Source organism: [Brevibacterium] flavum, from assembly GCF_019317305.1.
GTDB classification, from domain to species: Bacteria; Actinomycetota; Actinomycetes; order Mycobacteriales; family Mycobacteriaceae; genus Corynebacterium; species Corynebacterium glutamicum.
The window spans coordinates 1,542,361-1,560,959 of record NZ_CP079240.1 but is presented as its reverse complement, the minus strand read 5'-3'; the positions used below and the strand labels follow the sequence as shown (position 1 = coordinate 1,560,959).

The 18,599-nt window shown below is 54.1% G+C and carries 17 protein-coding genes and 1 rRNA gene; 1 reads left to right on the top strand and 17 read right to left on the bottom strand.

Going from position 1 to position 18,599, the window contains the following annotated elements:
* Positions 1-235 precede the first annotated feature (235 nt).
* Positions 236-1,760: ribosomal RNA gene (locus tag KW808_RS07565) — 16S ribosomal RNA — on the bottom strand.
* Between the two features lie 980 nt (positions 1,761-2,740).
* On the opposite strand from KW808_RS07565, the gene KW808_RS07560 reads away from it, so the two are divergent.
* Positions 2,741-3,208: a universal stress protein gene (locus KW808_RS07560; protein ID WP_003861612.1), complete on the top strand. Its 468-nt coding sequence runs from the start codon at positions 2,741-2,743 to the stop codon at positions 3,206-3,208.
* Between the two features lie 100 nt (positions 3,209-3,308).
* On the opposite strand, the gene tyrS is transcribed toward KW808_RS07560, so the two are convergent.
* The 16 genes from tyrS to KW808_RS07480 form a co-directional block, all read right to left on the bottom strand.
* A complete protein-coding gene (gene tyrS, locus KW808_RS07555) occupies positions 3,309-4,571 on the bottom strand; it encodes a tyrosine--tRNA ligase (protein ID WP_034983722.1) in 1,263 nt (420 codons plus the stop codon).
* A 27-nt stretch (positions 4,572-4,598) separates the two neighbouring features.
* A complete protein-coding gene (locus KW808_RS07550; RefSeq protein ID WP_003861608.1) occupies positions 4,599-4,778 on the bottom strand; it encodes a Trm112 family protein in 180 nt (59 codons plus the stop codon).
* A gap of 45 nt (positions 4,779-4,823) precedes the next feature.
* On the bottom strand, positions 4,824-5,438 hold the full coding sequence (locus KW808_RS07545) for a hypothetical protein (protein WP_003858673.1): 615 nt from the start codon (positions 5,436-5,438) through the stop codon (positions 4,824-4,826).
* The gene (locus KW808_RS07540) at positions 5,425-6,342 is read right to left on the bottom strand and encodes a vWA domain-containing protein (RefSeq protein WP_003861606.1); all 918 of its coding nucleotides are present in this window, start codon (positions 6,340-6,342) and stop codon (positions 5,425-5,427) included. Before KW808_RS07540 ends, KW808_RS07545 begins: the two co-directional genes overlap by 14 nt.
* Positions 6,343-6,432: 90 nt before the next feature.
* Positions 6,433-6,588, bottom strand: coding sequence for a hypothetical protein (locus tag KW808_RS07535; RefSeq protein WP_230622932.1), 156 nt, complete (start codon positions 6,586-6,588; stop codon positions 6,433-6,435).
* Positions 6,589-6,654: 66 nt separating this feature from the next.
* Positions 6,655-8,088: an argininosuccinate lyase gene (gene argH, locus KW808_RS07530; RefSeq protein ID WP_003861605.1), complete on the bottom strand. Its 1,434-nt coding sequence runs from the start codon at positions 8,086-8,088 to the stop codon at positions 6,655-6,657.
* A 60-nt stretch (positions 8,089-8,148) separates the two neighbouring features.
* Positions 8,149-9,354, bottom strand: a complete 1,206-nt coding sequence (locus tag KW808_RS07525) for an argininosuccinate synthase (protein ID WP_003858678.1) — start codon at positions 9,352-9,354, stop codon at positions 8,149-8,151.
* A gap of 167 nt (positions 9,355-9,521) precedes the next feature.
* Positions 9,522-10,037: an arginine repressor gene (locus tag KW808_RS07520; protein ID WP_003858683.1), complete on the bottom strand. Its 516-nt coding sequence runs from the start codon at positions 10,035-10,037 to the stop codon at positions 9,522-9,524.
* 3 nt (positions 10,038-10,040) lie between these two features.
* A complete protein-coding gene (gene argF / locus KW808_RS07515; protein WP_003858685.1) occupies positions 10,041-11,000 on the bottom strand; it encodes an ornithine carbamoyltransferase in 960 nt (319 codons plus the stop codon).
* Positions 11,001-11,013: 13 nt separating this feature from the next.
* Positions 11,014-12,189, bottom strand: a complete 1,176-nt coding sequence (locus KW808_RS07510) for an acetylornithine transaminase (RefSeq protein WP_003861602.1) — start codon at positions 12,187-12,189, stop codon at positions 11,014-11,016.
* On the bottom strand, positions 12,190-13,143 hold the full coding sequence (gene argB / locus KW808_RS07505) for an acetylglutamate kinase (RefSeq protein WP_003858695.1): 954 nt from the start codon (positions 13,141-13,143) through the stop codon (positions 12,190-12,192).
* A gap of 45 nt (positions 13,144-13,188) precedes the next feature.
* Positions 13,189-14,355 carry a bifunctional glutamate N-acetyltransferase/amino-acid acetyltransferase ArgJ gene (gene argJ / locus KW808_RS07500; protein ID WP_003861599.1) on the bottom strand — a complete coding sequence of 389 codons (1,167 nt, stop codon included), beginning with the start codon at positions 14,353-14,355 and terminating at the stop codon, positions 13,189-13,191.
* Positions 14,356-14,438: 83 nt separating this feature from the next.
* Positions 14,439-15,482 carry an N-acetyl-gamma-glutamyl-phosphate reductase gene (gene argC, locus KW808_RS07495; protein WP_003861597.1) on the bottom strand — a complete coding sequence of 348 codons (1,044 nt, stop codon included), beginning with the start codon at positions 15,480-15,482 and terminating at the stop codon, positions 14,439-14,441.
* A gap of 145 nt (positions 15,483-15,627) precedes the next feature.
* Positions 15,628-16,032, bottom strand: coding sequence for a hypothetical protein (locus KW808_RS07490; protein ID WP_003861594.1), 405 nt, complete (start codon positions 16,030-16,032; stop codon positions 15,628-15,630).
* Positions 16,033-16,045: 13 nt separating this feature from the next.
* A complete protein-coding gene (locus tag KW808_RS07485; RefSeq protein ID WP_003861591.1) occupies positions 16,046-17,431 on the bottom strand; it encodes an acyltransferase family protein in 1,386 nt (461 codons plus the stop codon).
* A gap of 2 nt (positions 17,432-17,433) precedes the next feature.
* Positions 17,434-18,408, bottom strand: a complete 975-nt coding sequence (locus KW808_RS07480; protein WP_003858702.1) for an SGNH/GDSL hydrolase family protein — start codon at positions 18,406-18,408, stop codon at positions 17,434-17,436.
* Between the last annotated feature and the right edge of the window lie 191 nt (positions 18,409-18,599).

The window sequence follows — 18,599 nt, the reverse complement described above, 5'->3', positions numbered from 1 at the left end:
GATGCTCGATGTTAGAAACAACCCACACACACCACACACAGTGCGATGCAAGCGATGTCATTCCAGACACCCAACAGCATGCCACCTATTAATCACAGTATTGACTGTGTTTTTGTCACCCTAAGGGGTCATCTCCACCCGATTAAAAATATGTTGATGGCAACCACATACGGGTTCCAACACCAACAACCCACCAACCAGACACAGCCTGATGTGGGTTAATAAAGCTCCTTAGAAAGGAGGTGATCCAGCCGCACCTTCCGGTACGGCTACCTTGTTACGACTTCGTCCCAATCGCCGATCCCACCTTCGACAGCTCCCCCTAAAAGGTTGGGCCACTGGCTTCGGGTGTTACCAACTTTCATGACGTGACGGGCGGTGTGTACAAGGCCCGGGAACGTATTCACCGCAGCGTTGCTGATCTGCGATTACTAGCGACTCCGACTTCATGGGGTCGAGTTGCAGACCCCAATCCGAACTGAGGCCGGCTTTAAGAGATTAGCTCCACCTCACGGTGTGGCAACTCGCTGTACCGACCATTGTAGCATGTGTGAAGCCCTGGACATAAGGGGCATGATGATTTGACGTCATCCCCACCTTCCTCCGAGTTAACCCCGGCAGTCTCTCATGAGTACCCACCACAATGTGCTGGCAACATAAGACAAGGGTTGCGCTCGTTGCGGGACTTAACCCAACATCTCACGACACGAGCTGACGACAACCATGCACCACCTGTGAACCGACCACAAGGGAAAACGTATCTCTACGCCGATCCGGTCCATGTCAAGCCCAGGTAAGGTTCTTCGCGTTGCATCGAATTAATCCACATGCTCCGCCGCTTGTGCGGGCCCCCGTCAATTCCTTTGAGTTTTAGCCTTGCGGCCGTACTCCCCAGGCGGGGCGCTTAATGCGTTAGCTGCGGCACAGAAGTCGTGGAAGACCCCTACACCTAGCGCCCACCGTTTACGGCATGGACTACCAGGGTATCTAATCCTGTTCGCTACCCATGCTTTCGCTCCTCAGCGTCAGTTACTGCCCAGAGACCTGCCTTCGCCATTGGTGTTCCTCCTGATATCTGCGCATTTCACCGCTACACCAGGAATTCCAGTCTCCCCTACAGCACTCAAGTTATGCCCGTATCGCCTGCACGCCCGAAGTTAAGCCCCGGGATTTCACAGACGACGCGACAAACCACCTACGAGCTCTTTACGCCCAGTAATTCCGGACAACGCTCGCACCCTACGTATTACCGCGGCTGCTGGCACGTAGTTAGCCGGTGCTTCTTCTCCAGGTACCGTCACCATAAGGCTTCGTCCCTAGCGAAAGGAGTTTACAACCCGAAGGCCGTCATCCCCCACGCGGCGTCGCTGCATCAGGCTTGCGCCCATTGTGCAATATTCCCCACTGCTGCCTCCCGTAGGAGTCTGGGCCGTGTCTCAGTCCCAATGTGGCCGTACACCCTCTCAGGCCGGCTACCCGTCGACGCCTTGGTAGGCCATTACCCCACCAACAAGCTGATAGGCCGCAGGCTCATCCCACACCGCATAAAGCTTTCCACACCACCCCTACGGTGGTGTGAATATTCGGTATTAGACCCAGTTTCCCAGGCTTATCCCAAAGTGTAGGGCAGATCACCCACGTGTTACTCACCCGTTCGCCACTCATCCACCAAATGCAAGCATTTGGTTTCAGCGTTCGACTTGCATGTGTTAAGCACGCCGCCAGCGTTCGTCCTGAGCCAGGATCAAACTCTCCACAAAAAACAATAAAAAAGATTGTTTAGGCCGTGAAAAGCCCAACACCTGACAAAAACAACAACACCCCCACCAACCACACACAAGGTGACAGTTGGAGAATGGGGTGTTACTGGCATTATCAAAAAATAATGATTTAAAAAAACACCACAACCCAAATTAAGGATCATCGTGTCTTTCATGTGGGCCTAGTCCCTTGACGGGGAACAAGCAGACCCACAACATCATGCCAACAATAAGATTATTGTTTACAGTGATGGATAAATATTGGCGATCCACCACCCGGCATGACCCACCACCAAAACCCTCAAGGGGTTAAAAGTGGTAGTGACAAAAATAATAAATGGCACACTATTGAGTTCTCAAACAACATACGCACACTAGGAAATCGAGGTAATATTTGCACCTTAATCTCTTTAGCAGCTGAAGATTCATCGTAGTTCATTCAAAATTTGAAGTCAACTTCGAATTAATCTCCGTGTCACCTTGATGTGCTTTCCCTTCCGTGCAGAAGTTCCTGCGCTGTCCTGGCGACTCGAATTAATCTACACAGCCCCTCGCGCAAGAACAAACCTGCAGGTTAAACACGATTTCAACGCAGACCCCTGCACGCACATGATCATGAGACAGCAAAAGTCGGCCAAATCTAGATTGAACATGCCTCAAAGATTTCGAATCCTACTCATCCAGGCGTCGACAGCGCTATGCCGATGCAATCATTTAAATGATCATATCAATCGCCCATATGCGCTCAAAAGATATGGGATGATCAATACCAAGATTGGAATCCGTCACATCATTACTGGGATATACGCGTCGCCAATCCCCTCAAGAAGAGGCTTCCAGTCAAACGCTCGAAAAACTAGAAGTATTCTTCTGAGAGCATTTTTGAACCGAAGACTATGACTAGACATTCGGACAATAGTAAGATGTGAGCTGAAACTCAGTTTCCATCCTTATTCAACCTGGAAGGTAGATACCGCACCATGAAGACAATCATTACTGGCGTTGATTCAAGCCAGACTGCGCTTACCGCAGCAGAGAAGGCTGCCGAGCTCGCGGTCAGCTTTGACGCAGAACTTTACGTATTTTCTGCGTACAGCATCAGCTCTGTTGTAGCGATGCAGACCGCTAAGAGCGGAAACATGGCAGTTAAGACTTCCGATGCTTACCAGCGTCTGGCCGATGGTCAGGCTGCAGCTGCTCAGGAAGCCGCTGAATCTGTGGCTGCTATTTTGCGCAACTCTTGGCCAACGCTCCAGGTCAAGGCGATTGCTGTTGAGGGACAGCCTGCTGAAGTTTTGGTTCAGCAGGCGGAGCACCTCAATGCTGATGCAATTGTTGTGGGGAACAAGAAGGCCCAGGGCTTGCAACGCATTCTCGGAAGCATCTCCCGTAATGTCGCGGCAGCAGCTAACTGCGATCTCTACATCGTGAACACCACGAGGGATTAATTGCTAAAAGGAGGGGTGGGCACCAGAATTTGGTGCTCACCCCTCCTTTTGGTTTTCCAGAAGTCAGACAAATGAAAAACCGCAATCAGTTCAGCGATTATTAGCCGAGGATCTGAACTCCTGCGAAGTTCTTCTTGCCACGGCGCAGTACTAGCCATGAACCGTGAAGAAGGTCTTCAGCGGAAGGCTCCCAATCATCCGATTCGATGCGTTCGTTGTTTACGTACGCACCGCCTTCCTTGACTGCACGCTTTGCTGCGCCCTTGGAATCAGCAAGTCCGCTGGCTACGAGCAGATCTATGATGGTGCGTGGCTCCCCTGCCTTGATTTCTGCAACTGCAGTTTCAGAAACGGATGCAGCGAGAGTTTTTTCGTCTAGGTCGCGGAGTTCTGCGCGGCCGAACAGTGCTTGAGCAGCAAGCTCGACTGCTTCGGTTGCTTCGGTTCCGTGAACCAAGTTGGTCATTTCGCGTGCAAGACGACGCTGTGCTTCGCGCTTGAATGGGCGCTCTGCAACTTCAACTTCCAACTCTGCAAGTTCTTCCTGGGTGAGGAAGGTGAACCAGCGGAGGTAACGGATCACGTCAGCGTCGGATGCGTTGATGAAGTACTGGTACCAAGCGTATGGGCTGGTCATTTCCGGATCCAACCAGAGGCTTCCGCCGCCGGTGGACTTGCCGAACTTCTTGCCGTCGGAGTCGGTGACCAAAGGTACGGTCACTGCGTGGACGGAGGTGCCGTTGACGCGACGGTTGAGGTCAACGCCAGAAACGATGTTGCCCCACTGGTCACCGCCACCTACCTGCAGGGTGCAGCCGAAGCGCTTGTTCAGTTCAACGTAGTCGTTGGCCTGCAGCAGCATGTAGGAGAACTCGGTGTAGGAAATGCCGTCGGACTCGAGGCGACGCTTGACGGTGTCGCGGGCGAGCATGGTGTTGAGGGAGAAGTGCTTTCCTACATCACGGAGGAAGGTCACTACGGACATTTCGTTAGTCCACTCGGCGTTGTTGACCAGACGGGCTGCATGCTCGCCGTCGAAATCAACGAAGCGGCTGAGCTGACCGGAGATGCGTTCCGCCCAATCAGAGACGGTGTCTGCGGAGTTCATGGTGCGCTCGCCGACATCGCGGGGGTCGCCGATCATGCCGGTTGCGCCACCTGCGAGCACGATTGGGTTGTGTCCTGCTTGCTGGAAACGGCGCAGCATGAGCAGTGGAACGAGGTGTCCTGCGTGGAGGGATGGACCGGTTGGGTCGAATCCGCAGTACAAGGTGATGGGGGTTGAAGCTTCCTCGCGAAGGGCCTCAAGGTCGGTGGACTGGTTGATGAGTCCGCGCCAGGAGAGTTCGTCAATGATGTTCATGGTGTTAAAAATGTCCTTGATGTACTTCTAGTTGTTGGGGGTCCACTCGGTGGCTTCGTCGATGAGAAGCACCGGAATTCCGTCGTCAATGCGATAGGCCAGGTTGAGGCGTTCGTTGACCAAGAGCTGTTCGCTCTCCAGATATCGAAGTGGGCCCTTGTCCTTTGGGCAGGCCAGGACTTCAAGAAGCTGTGGATCAAGACTCATACGGACCATCCTACCGGGCAGGAAAAACTTAACTGCATTGAGTGGCTATTCCCGGAATTCTTCTGGCAGTTGACCAAATTGCATGCGCAGTGCGCGACCGTGATCTTCAAGGTTATTAAGGCCTTGTTCTTGGATCGCATTGAAGATCTTCATCGTCTCGGAGTTCAGGAGGTCGAAGGATTCAATGAGGTCTTCGACCGCCCGAGGATCGTTGCGGGTGGGGATCTTCAGGTAAGCGTCGATAATGCCTGGGATGTACTGGTTGATAATTGAGCGAATGGTGACTTGGTGCTCGGGAAAATTGGTCAGGCTTGTCCAGTTACCAATGACCAATTGCAGTGAGCTGTCTAGCCTCTTAATCGCTTCGATCGCTGGTGCTGCAGCACCGTGGCTATACATAGTTCTCACGAGTTCTTGAGACCTAGCTGCAAGCAGACCCGGGCTATCTAACTCGGGAGTTGCCTGAACCGGAGGGAGTTCCTTCTTCGGAGGGTTTTTAGGTGTAAGTGCCACCGCAGCGCCGTATCCGGCGATGGCGACAACAGGCCAAAATGCTCCGAGTCCGATCACTAAGTGCAGCGCGATAATCAGCGTTGCAATAGCGATGCCCGCGAGATTCTTGCGGGAGAAAAAGAAGGATCCTCCATTATTGGTAGGCACGAATCTCCTTAAATGCTTCGTCTAGGTCACCGTTGATGGCGTCAAAGGTTTTACCGCCGGTTGTTGCTGCTAATTGTTCCATGTCCGCAACATTGGCTTCACCGTAAAGGATGACAAACACTGGAATTGATCGGATATTGCTAGGAAGCGCGTTCCATTCGATGAGGAATTGATCGTAGGTTCGTCCTGCGGTGAGTTCGCCGTCGGTCATGAGCACGATGGATGGGATGTAGTCGCCACCAGCGGACTCTGCGTAGGCGGCGAGCACTGCGTCGTAAATCCCGGTTCCGCCGTCTGCTTGCAAGGCTTCAACGCGCTGCTGCAGATCGGTGCGGCTTGGGCTGCCCACGGCACCGAGGGTTTCGCTGATTACTTCGTGTGGCCCGAAGCTGAAAGGAATGATCGATACTTTTTCGCGGTCGCGCAGGGACACGTTGGCAAGGTCAGTGGTCGCGCCGCCGCTGATCAGGTCTGACATGGTGTCTTTGAGCAAGGTGATGCGCTGGCCCAGCATGGATCCGGAAACGTCGAGCACAAAGGTGGTTTCGCCTGGGACGCGGAATTGATTGGTGTAGGCGTCGATAAGCGCGTCGGTGACCGTCTTGCTCCCTGGGAAGGGAGCTTCGATGATGGTCTGCGAGCTAAGCTCCGCTGGGAGGGTTGCGTTCGCGGTGGTCGGACGTCGAAAAGTATCTGTTAAAGCGTCGGGGTGCTCAGCGAACCAGCCGGCCAGCTCTGCTACCTGCTCGCCCTGGTCGGAGCCCGTGATCGTAGAGAGCGGGTAATCGGCGCTGACCACGCCATCGGAGATCTTCTGCGCAGCTGGTGCAGAGGATGGGAACGCGAAATCGTACGGGCTCAAGTCCACATCAGTGGCGATCCGACGAGATCCTGCGGTGTCCACGTTAACTTCAAAGCCGTGGTCGGCGAAGGCTTCAATGACTTCTGGATCTTCGAAGAATTCCTTCTTTTCCGAGCCAATTACTGCTCTGACCTAGGTCAAGTTACTTGATCCGAAGAGCTTTGGCATGGCGATGGTTCCGCGGCCCACCAAGACCGCTAATACCGCGATGACCAGCAGGATGATGCCTAAAAATACGGAAAATCCCCTGCCTCGAGATTTTCTTGAGTAATCAGGGGAACCATTCATGAATTGATAATAAATGGCCTGTGCAACTCCCGCAATCGGAAAGCAGCACAGGCCATAAACTAATGCTTATCGACGTACCCCCGCACGTGCCCACTCCGCGTGAGCGGTACTTGCGGCATCGACACGTGCGCGTTGCTCCGCAACCTGCACGCCCGCGGTTCCACCGCGCGTTGCACGGGAAGCCACTGCACCATCAATGGTGAGCACTTCCCGTACCTCTGGGGTCAGACGTGCATCAACGCCACTGAGTTCTTCATCAGTGAGATCGATAAGGTCCACTCCCCTGGACTCCGCGATCCGCACACAAGCGCCGGATGCTTCGTGTGCCTCACGGAATGGAACGCCCTGGCGCACCATCCACTCAGCCAAGTCGGTGGCAAGGGTGAAACCTGCTGGTGCAAGTTCACGCATGCGCTCGGTGTTGAAGGTCAAGGTGGAAACCAAACCAGTCATTGCAGGGAGCAGCAGGTTGAGCTGAGCCACGGAATCTACGATTGGTTCCTTATCTTCCTGCAGATCGCGGTTGTACGCCAAAGGCTGTGCCTTCAGGGTAGCCAGCAGACCGGTGAGGTTACCGATCAAGCGACCAGACTTGCCACGGGTCAGCTCTGCCACGTCAGGGTTCTTCTTCTGCGGCATGATTGAGCTGCCTGTGGACCAGGAATCAGACAAGGTGATGTAACCAAATTCTGGGGTGCACCATGCGATGATTTCTTCAGCCAAGCGGGACATATCCACTGCAAGCTGCGCCAGCACGAAGGCGGTTTCAGATGCGAAATCGCGGGAGCTGGTGGCATCAATGGAGTTATCTGCTGCGGAATCAAAGCCGAGTTCTTCAGCGATTGCTTCAGGGTTGAGCTTCAAAGAGGAACCAGCAAGTGCGCCGGAACCGTAAGGAGACACCGCAAGACGCTTGTCCAGGTCACGGATACGATCAATATCGCGCAGCAAAGGCTGTGCGTGTGCCAGCAGCTGGTGTGCCAGAAGGACCGGCTGAGCTGCCTGGAAGTGGGTCTTGCCTGGCATGATCGCGTCTGCATGTGCCTTAGCTTGGGCGCTGAGGGCATCGACAAGCTCGGTTGTTCCCAGCGCGATGTCGCGCACTGCGTCGCGGACCCACATGCGGAACAGGGTTGCCACCTGGTCGTTGCGGGAACGACCAGCGCGCAGACGGCCGCCCACCTCAGGACCAACGCGGTCAATCAGACCGCGTTCCATCGCGCCGTGCACATCCTCATCAGAAGGCAGCGGACCGAAGGTTCCGTCGGCGACATCCTTGCCCAGCTGATCAAGACCAGCCAGCATGGTGGCTAGATCTTCATCAGAAAGTAGCTCTGCTTGGTGCAAAACCTTGGCGTGTGCCTTGGAGGCCAACACATCATAAGGGGCCAAAACCCAGTCGAAATGAGTGGAGACACTCAAGGCGAACATGGCCTCGGAGGGTCCACCGGAGAAGCGGCCGCCCCACAGCGCACCTTCATTGGTTCCGTGCTGTTCCATGTGGTGTTCTTCTACTTTCTAAATACTTGAAGTTCTAGTCTGGATGCTTGAAAAGGTGGCTTAGTTGTTGCCAGCTTCGCGATCGCGCTTGTTAGCGATCTTGGAGGACAGACCGTGCAGCTGGACAAAGCCCTTAGCCAGGGTCTGGTCGAAGGTGTCGCCGGTGTCGTAGGTAGCCAGGTTGAAGTCGTACAGGGAGTGGCTGGAACGACGACCATTGATGGTGATGGAACCTGCGTGCAGAACCATGCGGATATCGCCGGTGACGTGCTCCTGGGTGGAATCAATGAACGCGTCCAGGGAGCGCTTCAGAGGTCCGAACCACAGGCCGTCGTATACTTCCTCAGCCCAACGTGCGTCAACGCCACGCTTGTAGCGAGCCAGTTCGCGCTCGATGGTGACATCTTCCAAAGCCTCGTGAGCCTTAATCAGTGCGATTGCGCCTGGTGCTTCGTAGATTTCGCGGGACTTGATGCCCACGAGACGGTCCTCAACCATGTCAAGGCGGCCAACGCCCTGTGCGCCTGCACGACGGTTCAGCTCTTCAATAGCCTGCAGTACGGAGACTGGACGGCCATCGATGGAGACTGGCTTGCCACCCTCGAAGGAGATGATGACCTCATCTGGAGCGTTACCCAGAGCTGGATCCTCGGTGTATGCGTAGATGTCCTTGGTTGGAGCATTCCACAGATCTTCCAGGTAACCGGTCTCAATAGCGCGGCCCCAGACGTTCTGGTCGATGGAGAATGGGGACTTCACGGACTGCTCGATTGGAACGTTGTTCTCCTCGGCGAAGGCGATAGCCTTGTCGCGGGTCCATGCGAAGTCACGAGCAGGTGCAATGATCTCCAGGTTTGGATCGGTGTCCATGAAGCCGACCTCGAAACGAACCTGGTCGTTGCCCTTACCAGTGCAGCCGTGTGCAACGTGGGTACCGTTGAACTGCTTGCCAGCCTCAACGAGGTGCTTGACGATCAGTGGGCGGGAGATTGCAGAAACCAGTGGGTACTGCTTCATGTACATGCCGTTTGCCTTGATGGTTGGCAGGCAGTACTCCTCAGCGAACTCATCCTTTGCATCAACAACGATGGACTCAGCTGCACCGGCATCCAATGCACGCTGGCGAACGTTGTCCATGTTCTCTCCACCCTGGCCCAGGTCGAGAGAAACTGCGATGACTTCACCATCAATCATCTTCTTCAGGTATGGAATTGCCACAGTGGTGTCCAGACCGCCGGAGTATGCAAGAACGATGCGGTTAGTCATGAGGTGTGCTCCTTCATTTTAAGTTCCTTGCCAGCCGTGGTGGACAGCAAGGATGTTTAAAGAAAATTATTGTGTTGAAAGGGTTGGTATTCCTCGAAAAAACACTCGGGTTATACCTTACCTGCCTGCATTAACAAGCGATTAACAAGCCTTGAACTAGGGGCGCTTTAAGTGGTGCGCCCGCTGAGTAATTCACCTAGTTCTTTACCTGTGAGCGGATCACGGGCGAGAACAAAAACGGTGTCATCGCCAGCGATGGTGCCAACGACTTCTTTCAGCCCCACCCTATCGATGAAACTTGCCAGGTACTGGGCAGCTCCCGGCGGGGTGCGCAGCATCGCGATGTTGCCGGAATGATCTGTAGAAACCAGCAGTTCATCAAGCATGCGGCGCAGCTTCTCCGACGGACCCCGGAGATCTTCGCGGGCGATGCTATCTACTGGGCCGACCGCGTAGTAGGCGCGTCCCCCATCGGGGCGAACCTTGCGTGCACCGAGTTCATCGAGATCCCGGGACAAGGTGGCCTGGGTGATATCGATGCCTTCATCCAGCAGCAATTCAGACAGTTGTACCTGGCTGGTGACTTTTTGTTTGTCCAAAATCTGCAAAATGAGAGCTTGGCGTGCAGTGCGAGTCACGGGATTTAAGTTTTCCGGTGTTGACGGGGTTGAGCCAAGAGACATGTCTTACCTCGGCTGGTTGGCCAGCAGCCACACCAGCAGTGCTTTCTGAGCGTGGAGGCGGTTTTCTGCTTCATCGAAAACTTTGGACGCTGGTCCATCAATCACGGAGGCTGCCACTTCTTTGCCGCGGTAGGCAGGAAGGCAGTGCAGGAAGATGGCGCCGTCGTTAGCTTTCGCCATGACCTCATCGTTGACCTGGTAAGGAACGAAAGGTGTGGTGCGATCGATGCCGTCGTTTTCCATACCCATGGATACCCAGGTATCGGTGATGACAACATCGGCGCCGGCAACCTCGTCGAGGCTGTCGGTGACAACAACCTTCGCGCCGGTTTCCTGGCCACGCTTTTCCGCGCGCTCCACGAATTCCGCACGAGGCTGGAACCCTTCAGGAGCGATGATGGAAATATCCATGCCCGCGGTGGCAAAGCCAATCATGTAGGAGTTGGCCATGTTGTTGTCGCCATCGCCCAGGTACACAGCCTTCTTACCCTTAAGGCCTGCTGGGCCTTCTTCAGGGCTGAGGTTTTCCACGATGGTCTGCAGATCAGCCAGAATCTGGCATGGGTGCAGATCATCGGACAAGGAGTTCACCAGCGGCACAGTGGACGTCTCCGCCATGGCGTGGAAATTGCTGTGTGCGTAGGTGCGCCACACAATTGCTTCCACGTAGCGGGACAATACAGCTGCGGTGTCCTGCAGGGTCTCGCCCTTACCCATCTGTGAGCTGCCGGAATCCACGACGATGGCATGTCCACCCAAATGAGCGATGCCCGCGTCGAAGGAGAAGCGAGTACGAGTTGAAGTCTTATCAAAAAGAACTGCAACGGACTTTGGTCCCTCGAGTGGACGCTCCGAAAACGGCGCTGCCTTGAGCTTTGCGGCTAGGGTCAAAACCTCTGCCTGCTCTGCAGGGGTGAGATCATCATCAGCCAGGAAATGGCGAACCTGTGGTTGTGAAGTCATAAGTTTAAGTCCTTTATGCGATTGTCTCGGCAATAGCCTTGACTGCGTCTGCGATTTCTTCGTCGGTGATCACCAGCGGCGGGGTCAAACGGATAATGTTGTCCGCCGGTGCATTCAAAATAACGCCGTGCTTAAAACCATCAAGAACAGCTTGCTTTGCGACGTCGCGCTCCAGCACCACGCCCAACATCAAGCCCCTGCCACGGACGTCTACAACGCCGTCAACCTTGGCAAGAAGTACCTTGAACAGCTCGCCCTTGCGGGTAACTTCTGCGCAGAAAGCGTCATCGACAACAGACAGCACTGCCTTGGCAGCTGCACAAGCAACTGGGTTGCCACCGAAAGTGGTGCCGTGCTTGCCTGGGGTCATCAATTCAGCTGCACGGCCAGTGGCCAAACAAGCACCGATGGGAAGACCGCCGCCAAGTCCCTTGGCCATGGTCACCACATCGGGAACAACGCCATCGTGCTGATGTGCAAAGAAATCGCCGGTACGGCCAACGCCAGTCTGGACTTCATCGGTGATCATCAAGATGCCGTACTCATCGCACAGCTCGCGCACTGCCTTGAGGAATCCTTCAGGTGCTGGAACAACGCCCGTTTCACCCTGGATTGGCTCGAGGAAGATAGCAGCCACATCCGTTGGGTTGGTTTCTACCATTTTGCGCAAGTAATCGGTGTCGCCGTAAGGGTAGAACTCCACACCGCTTGGCATTGGCAGGAACGCTTCACGCTTGTCTGGCTGGCCAGTCAGCGCGAGGGAACCCATGGTGCGGCCGTGGAAACCATGAACTGCAGCCAGAATCCGGGAACGACCAGTCAAGCGTGCAATCTTGAAAGCAGCCTCGTTTGCTTCGGCGCCCGAGTTGCAGAAGAAAACCCGGGTTTGCGCGGCGAGGGTGGCGTCGTCAAGCGAAAAACGCTTGATAAGCTCCTCGGCGACCTCGACGACGGGCCTGGATGCGAACAAGTTTGAGACGTGACCAAGTTGGCCGATCTGGTTGGTGACCGCCTCGATGATCGCCGGGTGGGCGTGGCCCAACGCGTTGACTGCGATGCCCGCGAGCAAGTCGATGTAGACATTGCCCTGGTCATCGGTGACGGTTGCGCCCTTGCCGGACACCAGCTCAACTGGTGGGGTGCCGTACGTATTAATAATGACCTGTGGCCAAGTTTCCAGCGTGCTCATTTACAGTTCCCCATCCTTGTCGTCTTTTCTAAAAACGGTGCCTTCAGGATAATTCTCCCGATCAAAAACATCCGGCAGCACCATCGTGCCAATTCCACCCATGGTCAAAAGCTCCAGCAACACCGAGTGCGCGATGCGGCCGTCAATGACATGAGCAGCGCTTACTCCCCCACGCACCGCGTTCAAGCAAGACTCCATCTTTGGAATCATGCCGGAATCAAGTCCCGGAAGAATGGCCTCCAGCTCGGTGGCCTTGATCTTGGACACCAGTGAGCTCTTATCAGGCCAATCGGTGTACAGACCTTCCACATTGGTGAGAACCAGCAGGCGTTCTGCACCAATCGCTGCAGCCAAAGCACCCGCTGCGGTATCGGCGTTGATGTTGTAAATCTGGCCGTCTTCGCCTGGAGCAATCGTAGAGACCACAGGAATGCGACCGGCCTCGATGATATCCATCAAGGAAGAGGCATCGACATTAATGATGTCTCCGACCAAACCAATATCAGTGGGTACGCCATCGATGTTGACCATGCGCTTCTGCGCGGTAAACAGGCCGGCATCCTCACCGGAGGTTCCCACAGCGTAAGGGCCATGAGAGTTGATCAAACCAACTAAATCGCGACCGACCTGACCAAAGAGCACCATGCGCACAATGTCCATGACCTCAGGAGTGGTCACACGGAAACCACCCTTGAACTCGCCCTGGAGACCCACACGGTTTAGCATCTCAGAAATCTGAGGTCCACCACCGTGCACCACCACTGGTTTTGCGCCCACGGTGCGCAAGAAGACCATGTCGGCAGCAAAAGCAGCCTTGAGATCATCATCCACCATGGCGTTTCCGCCATATTTCACGACAACAATCTTGTCGCGGAAGTGCTGCAACCATGGCAACGCCTCAGCGAGGACATTTGCGCGCACCTCAGAGCCTAAATCTTTGATCAAGTCATTCATGCCTGTGCCCTTTTCCCTGCTTGTTAGTTGGAGTGTTGTTTCTTTTTAAGTGCTGTACGCGGAGTTGATCTCCACGTAGGAGAAGCTCAGGTCAGTGGTTCGAACTGTTGCCTGGCCTTCCCCACTGGTGCCCAAATCAATTCGGACATCAATGTCAGCGCCGGAAAGATCCACCTCACGAGCACCAGGAGCGCCAGTGGAATCAAGGCATACTGCTTGATCATTGAAGAACACAGAAATCTTCTCTGGTTCCATATCAGCATCAGCCATGCCGACTGCAGCCAACACGCGACCCCAGTTTGGATCAGATCCAAACATTGCACACTTGAACAAATTGTCACGAGCAACCGTGCGAGCCGCATTGATCGCCTGCTCATTGTTGGTGGTTCCTACCACGGTCACAGCAACGCGCTTGGTCACGCCCTCTGCATCAGCTTGAAGCTTCGCTGCGATGTCAGAACATGCTGCGTACACCGCATCGTTGAGTTCGTCCTGAGTTGGGGTGATTCCGCTAGCGCCAGATGCCAGCAGGAACACGGTGTCATTGGTGGAGGTTGATCCATCAATATCCAGGGTGTCAAACGTAACGGCGGTGGCATTAGCCAGCGCGATCTGGGCCATTTCCTGAGTAACGGATGCATCAGTGGTCAAGCAAACCAGCATGGTGGCAAGAGACGGCGCCATCATGCCCACGCCCTTACCCATTCCGCCTACAGTCCAACCATCAGCAAACACGACGGTTTCCTTATCCACCGTGTCCGTGGTCATGATCGCCTTGGCAGCAGCTGCACCGTTGTCACCCAAAGCGCCCTCAGCGGTCAGCTGATCAATACCTGCATTGAGCTTATCCATCGGAAGCAACTCACCAATAAGACCAGTGGAACACACACCAATATCGGAATCCTCCAAGCCCAAATTTTGAGCTAGATGAGAAATAGACTCACGAGCATCCTTCTCACCCTGCAGACCATTACACGCATTAGCATTACCAGCGTTGTACAAAACAGCCCTGATCTGGCCATCAGCAACGTTCTCCCGGCTCACCTTCACAGGCGCTGCGAAAACTCGGTTACGTGTAAACACGGCCGCTGCGGAAAACTCTGGACCCTGGTTAACCACCAACGCCATGTCAGGATTGCCAGAAGCTTTAATACCCGCGGTCGTTGCAGAAGCAACGAAGCCTTTCGGCGCGGTAATGCCTTTTTCGGCCATGTGGAACTCCTACTGAATTAGATGTGTTTGTTGTGTTTGCTGGTTAGGGCGCTTGGTTTGAAGCGCCGCTTTAAGGCGCTACTTTAAGGTGCGACGCCGACCTGTGGCAGGCCTGCTGCCTCATCAAAACCAACGCTTAAGTTCATGCACTGAACAGCGGCGCCGGCAGTTCCCTTGGTGAGGTTATCGATTGCGGAGGTAACAAGGACTTTGCCTGCTTCCTCATCAATTTCTACCTGCACGTGGCACATGTTGGAGCCAAGAACTGCTTGGGTTTGTGGCTGTGCACCTTCTGGAAGAACATGCACGAAGGTTTCCTGTGCATAGAACTCTTCATATACTGCGCGAGCCTGTTCTGCGGTAACGCCTTCTTTCAAAGGTGCGGTTGCAGTGGTGAGAATTCCGCGAGGTAACGGTGCAAGCACTGGGGTGAAGCTCACCTTGACTGGCTTGTCGCTGACTTCGCCGAGGTTCTGGGCAATTTCCGGGGTGTGGCGGTGCTTTCCGGAGGTGTTGTACGCCTTGAGTGAACCCATGGTTTCCGAGCCAAGTAGTGCAACAGATGCTTTCTTACCTGCACCTGATACGCCGGTGATGGACACTACGGAAACATCTGGCTCGATAAGTCCCGCTTGAACCGCAGGAAGAAGAGCCAAGGTTGCACCGGTTGGGAAACATCCTGGCACTGCTACACGCTTAGCACCACGAAGAGCCTCGCGGTGTCCTGGTATTTCTGGAATGCCATAAGGCCATGTTCCCTGGTGCTCTGAGCCGTAGAACTTCTCCCAATCTGCAGCATTTTGCAGACGAAAGTCAGCTGCACAGTCAATCACTGTGACATCTGGTCCGAGCTGAAGTGCAATTTCTGCAGAGAATCCGTGTGGAAGTCCTAGAAATACGACATCATGACCGGCTAGAGTTTCAGCTGTGGTGTCTTGAATAACACGATCCGCCAACTGCGGAATGTGTGGCATCAATTCACCGAGCGTGCTGCCTGCGGTTGATGCCGCGGTGAGTGCTCCGATTTCTAGTTCACCAGATGCATAAGCTGGATGGCCTAAAAGGAGACGAAGGATTTCTCCGCCGGCATATCCACTGGCTCCTGCGATTGCAACCTTGATTGTCATAGTTACACCATACACGTTATGCATTATCATGCAAATTATTCATGCAGAATTTTTTGATTCATTGCGAGGGTGTGCATAAAAGACGGGTTAGACATGCAAAAACCCACCTACAGCTAAAACTGCAAGTGGGTAAAAGCATGAATTTTTAGTAGCCAGCGTGTCCGCCGCCACCACCTGGAAGTGCAGGTGGTGCGTCAGCTGCAGGTGCTTCCTGAACTGGAGCTGGAGCCTGCTCAACTGGTGCAGGTGCTTCCTGAACCGGTGCCGGAGCCTGCTCAACTGGAGCTTGCTCCACGACAGGTGCCTGCTCAACAGGTGCCTCGACTGGAGCCTCTTCCACAGGAGCTTCCACTGCTGGCTCTTCAACTGCGGAAGATTCCTCAGAAGTAGCCGCGGTGCTGGAGCTAGAGCTGCTGGAGGAGCTGGAAGTGGTCGAAGAAGAGGTGGTTGAGGTTTCTTCGGTGGTGTCCTCAGAGTCGCCACAAGCGACCAGTGATGCGGACAGGGCCAGTGCTGCAGCGGAAGCCGCAAGCTTACGGTAAATAGCCATATGTTTTCCTTCCCTAAGATTTGATTCCGGTAGCTACCTTAGCGGGAGCTTCGGAGTTTTCTGTGAGATTCTCAGCGCGAGTCTCAACTTTTAACGGCTTTTCGGGGCTTTTGCTGAAGAGAACTTTCAGGTCACGGACCAAAATATTGGACTGCTTCAAGCGCCTACTCCCCTTCTTGCGCGCCGTGGCCTTCATCAAAGGATCATCAACGAAGGTAAACAGCACCCACGCGAGAATGACCGACACGATGAAACACACCACTGCATAGAATGCCCAGCCAAGGAAGCCGTATTCTTTGCCAGCAATGAAATAGCGCTGCACAAACACCATGACGGGGAATTGCACCATGTAGAAGGCAAAGGAAATATTACCCAACAAAACTGCGCGAGGCGAGGCGATCTCCCCACTCTTGCCTTCGATGTCTCTCACCGCAAGCGTTGCCACAACAAAAGCCATTGGCAGGGACATGATGACAGACATCTTGAATGCCAGTGGCACAAACCAAGTAGCAACAAAAGAAACAGCCAGTGCGATCAGCGGGATGGTGATGTTGGTGTTTTTGAACATGCCTTCAGCAACCAGCTTCGCGCCAAACACACCGAGGTAGAACTCGATGAGTCTGGTCAGCGGGAAGTAGTAAGACAGCCAGTAAGATTCCAGCACTGGAATTTCTTCCTGCATAAACCACACTGGATCGGCGTGCACTTCCGCGACCGGTGACACATTGGTATCCCACAGGCGAGGAACAAAGAAGTTCTCAATGCCCTTTGGTCCATCTGCATAAAAGTGAATCACTGTAATCAGCGCCAAGCTGACGGCAAAAGTGATGCCAAATGCCCACCAGTTACCCACGCCCTTCACTTTGCGCACCAACGGAATAAACAGCGGGAACGTCAGATAGAACAGCATCTCCGCGCCGAGCGACCAGGACGGCACATTCAGTCCACCCAACGTCACCCAATCAGGATTCCACGTGTGGATGAGCAGCGCATTCGGCAGCCACAGCTCTACTCGCGCAAAATCCAGCACCCAGGTAATACCCGTGGTGGTGAACTTCGCCGACGCCACAATAAACATCGCCAACGCAATCAGATGCATGGGATAAATCTTGGTGATGCGACGCTTGCAGTAATACAGCACATTCTTAAAACCCTTGAGCTGGCTATTTGACCAATAGATCAAAAATCCAGACAAGATGAAGAAGAAGGTCACACCCGCCGAACCCAACTGCATGGGGACAAATTTATGGATTGTGGCAAACAGTTCCGACTGCTGGAACGGATACACCGACAAAAACACCAACGCATGCAAAAAATAAACAGCGAGCGCCGCGAGCCACCGCGCTCCAGTGAGCGACGGCAGATTCGGGCGCTTGCCGCTAATGCTTTTCGACGTCATCTTTAGGCGTTTACTCGATCTCGCAGGATCCCTGCAGTAACCGAGTCTCCCTTAACAGATGGGTGCCACGGACCGCCGACGATTTCTGCACGTGCATCAAAGACACCGTTGACCCAAGGATCGTTGGAGCAGCTGTCGTGCCCTTCAGTCGCGCTACGCAGATCAACGTGGCTGACGCCGAGGATTCCAGCAGCACCATCAATCGCCATGTCCAACTTGTTCATGAACGAAACCAGCGCAGGTGCATCATTTTTCACCAGTGGAGTTCCACCAAGGCGAACACATACCTGACTTCCGCTGCGAGCGGTGTATTCCTGGTAACCAACCAAGGTGATCTCTGCGTTTGGTGCGTAGTACTTCAAGTAGTCAATGACTGGCTTCATGCGCTCTGCATAGTTTTCAGCAGTAACTGCATTTGGATCCTGCATCTTGCCAGCAGCAACCGCAGCATCGCCACAACCAGCGAACACATCAGTCAAGCAGGTCTGAACAGACTGCAGAAGGTTCACATTGGAAAGGCCCCACTGATCATTCTTGCCCAACTGAACAAAAATATCGGTGGTGTTTGGCCCAATTGCGCCACGAGCTTCAGCATGGCGGACTTCATCAGAGAAGTGGAATCCATCAGAGTTGATCGATGCACCGGAGCAGGAGACATCAATGAGGTCCCCCGCGCCAAGTCCTAGCTGAGACTGCAGCTGGTCTGCCCAGTTGTTTGCACCCTTGAGGCAGCCACGCTCATCGGTACGGAATGGAGCATTGGTGCCAGAGGTGTGGGAGTCACCGAAAACAACGACCTTTGCGCCACCTTCTGGAGCACGACTATCAGCCACACCACCACTTGAGGTAAGTGCTCGAGTGATGTCTGTTGATGAGCTGCCACTACTTTGTGCTGTTGCGGGTGTCATTAATCCAACCAGTACAGCAGATGCTGCCAATGCTGCACCGATCACAGAGGCCAGTTTTCGCTGAGCCATGTTTGCTTCTCCTTTTCCCGCTCGCACCTTTTGGGGAACTGTTGTGGGACTGTTATTCGACGTACAAAACAATAACAGGCGATCACGATTTCAATGCATTTGCCTGCCAATCAATTAACTTCAGTCACAACAGTAACACCAGTCACTGTATTTTGGGTGTTTAAGCAAAAACTAACTGTTTCCTCAGCTCC

Bases quoted from the DNA above. Each gene is read 5' to 3' on its own strand.
- KW808_RS07560 (WP_003861612.1), top strand. From the start codon at position 2,741: ATGAAGACAATCATTACTGGCGTTGATTCAAGCCAGACTGCGCTTACC.
- tyrS (WP_034983722.1), bottom strand. From the start codon at position 4,571: ATGAACATCATTGACGAACTCTCCTGGCGCGGACTCATCAACCAGTCC.
- KW808_RS07550 (WP_003861608.1), bottom strand. From the start codon at position 4,778: ATGAGTCTTGATCCACAGCTTCTTGAAGTCCTGGCCTGCCCAAAGGAC.
- KW808_RS07535 (WP_230622932.1), bottom strand. From the start codon at position 6,588: ATGAATGGTTCCCCTGATTACTCAAGAAAATCTCGAGGCAGGGGATTT.
- argH (WP_003861605.1), bottom strand. From the start codon at position 8,088: ATGGAACAGCACGGAACCAATGAAGGTGCGCTGTGGGGCGGCCGCTTC.
- KW808_RS07525 (WP_003858678.1), bottom strand. From the start codon at position 9,354: ATGACTAACCGCATCGTTCTTGCATACTCCGGCGGTCTGGACACCACT.
- KW808_RS07520 (WP_003858683.1), bottom strand. From the start codon at position 10,037: ATGTCTCTTGGCTCAACCCCGTCAACACCGGAAAACTTAAATCCCGTG.
- argF (WP_003858685.1), bottom strand. From the start codon at position 11,000: ATGACTTCACAACCACAGGTTCGCCATTTCCTGGCTGATGATGATCTC.
- KW808_RS07510 (WP_003861602.1), bottom strand. From the start codon at position 12,189: ATGAGCACGCTGGAAACTTGGCCACAGGTCATTATTAATACGTACGGC.
- argB (WP_003858695.1), bottom strand. From the start codon at position 13,143: ATGAATGACTTGATCAAAGATTTAGGCTCTGAGGTGCGCGCAAATGTC.
- argJ (WP_003861599.1), bottom strand. From the start codon at position 14,355: ATGGCCGAAAAAGGCATTACCGCGCCGAAAGGCTTCGTTGCTTCTGCA.
- argC (WP_003861597.1), bottom strand. From the start codon at position 15,482: ATGACAATCAAGGTTGCAATCGCAGGAGCCAGTGGATATGCCGGCGGA.
- KW808_RS07490 (WP_003861594.1), bottom strand. From the start codon at position 16,032: ATGGCTATTTACCGTAAGCTTGCGGCTTCCGCTGCAGCACTGGCCCTG.
- KW808_RS07485 (WP_003861591.1), bottom strand. From the start codon at position 17,431: ATGACGTCGAAAAGCATTAGCGGCAAGCGCCCGAATCTGCCGTCGCTC.
- KW808_RS07480 (WP_003858702.1), bottom strand. From the start codon at position 18,408: ATGGCTCAGCGAAAACTGGCCTCTGTGATCGGTGCAGCATTGGCAGCA.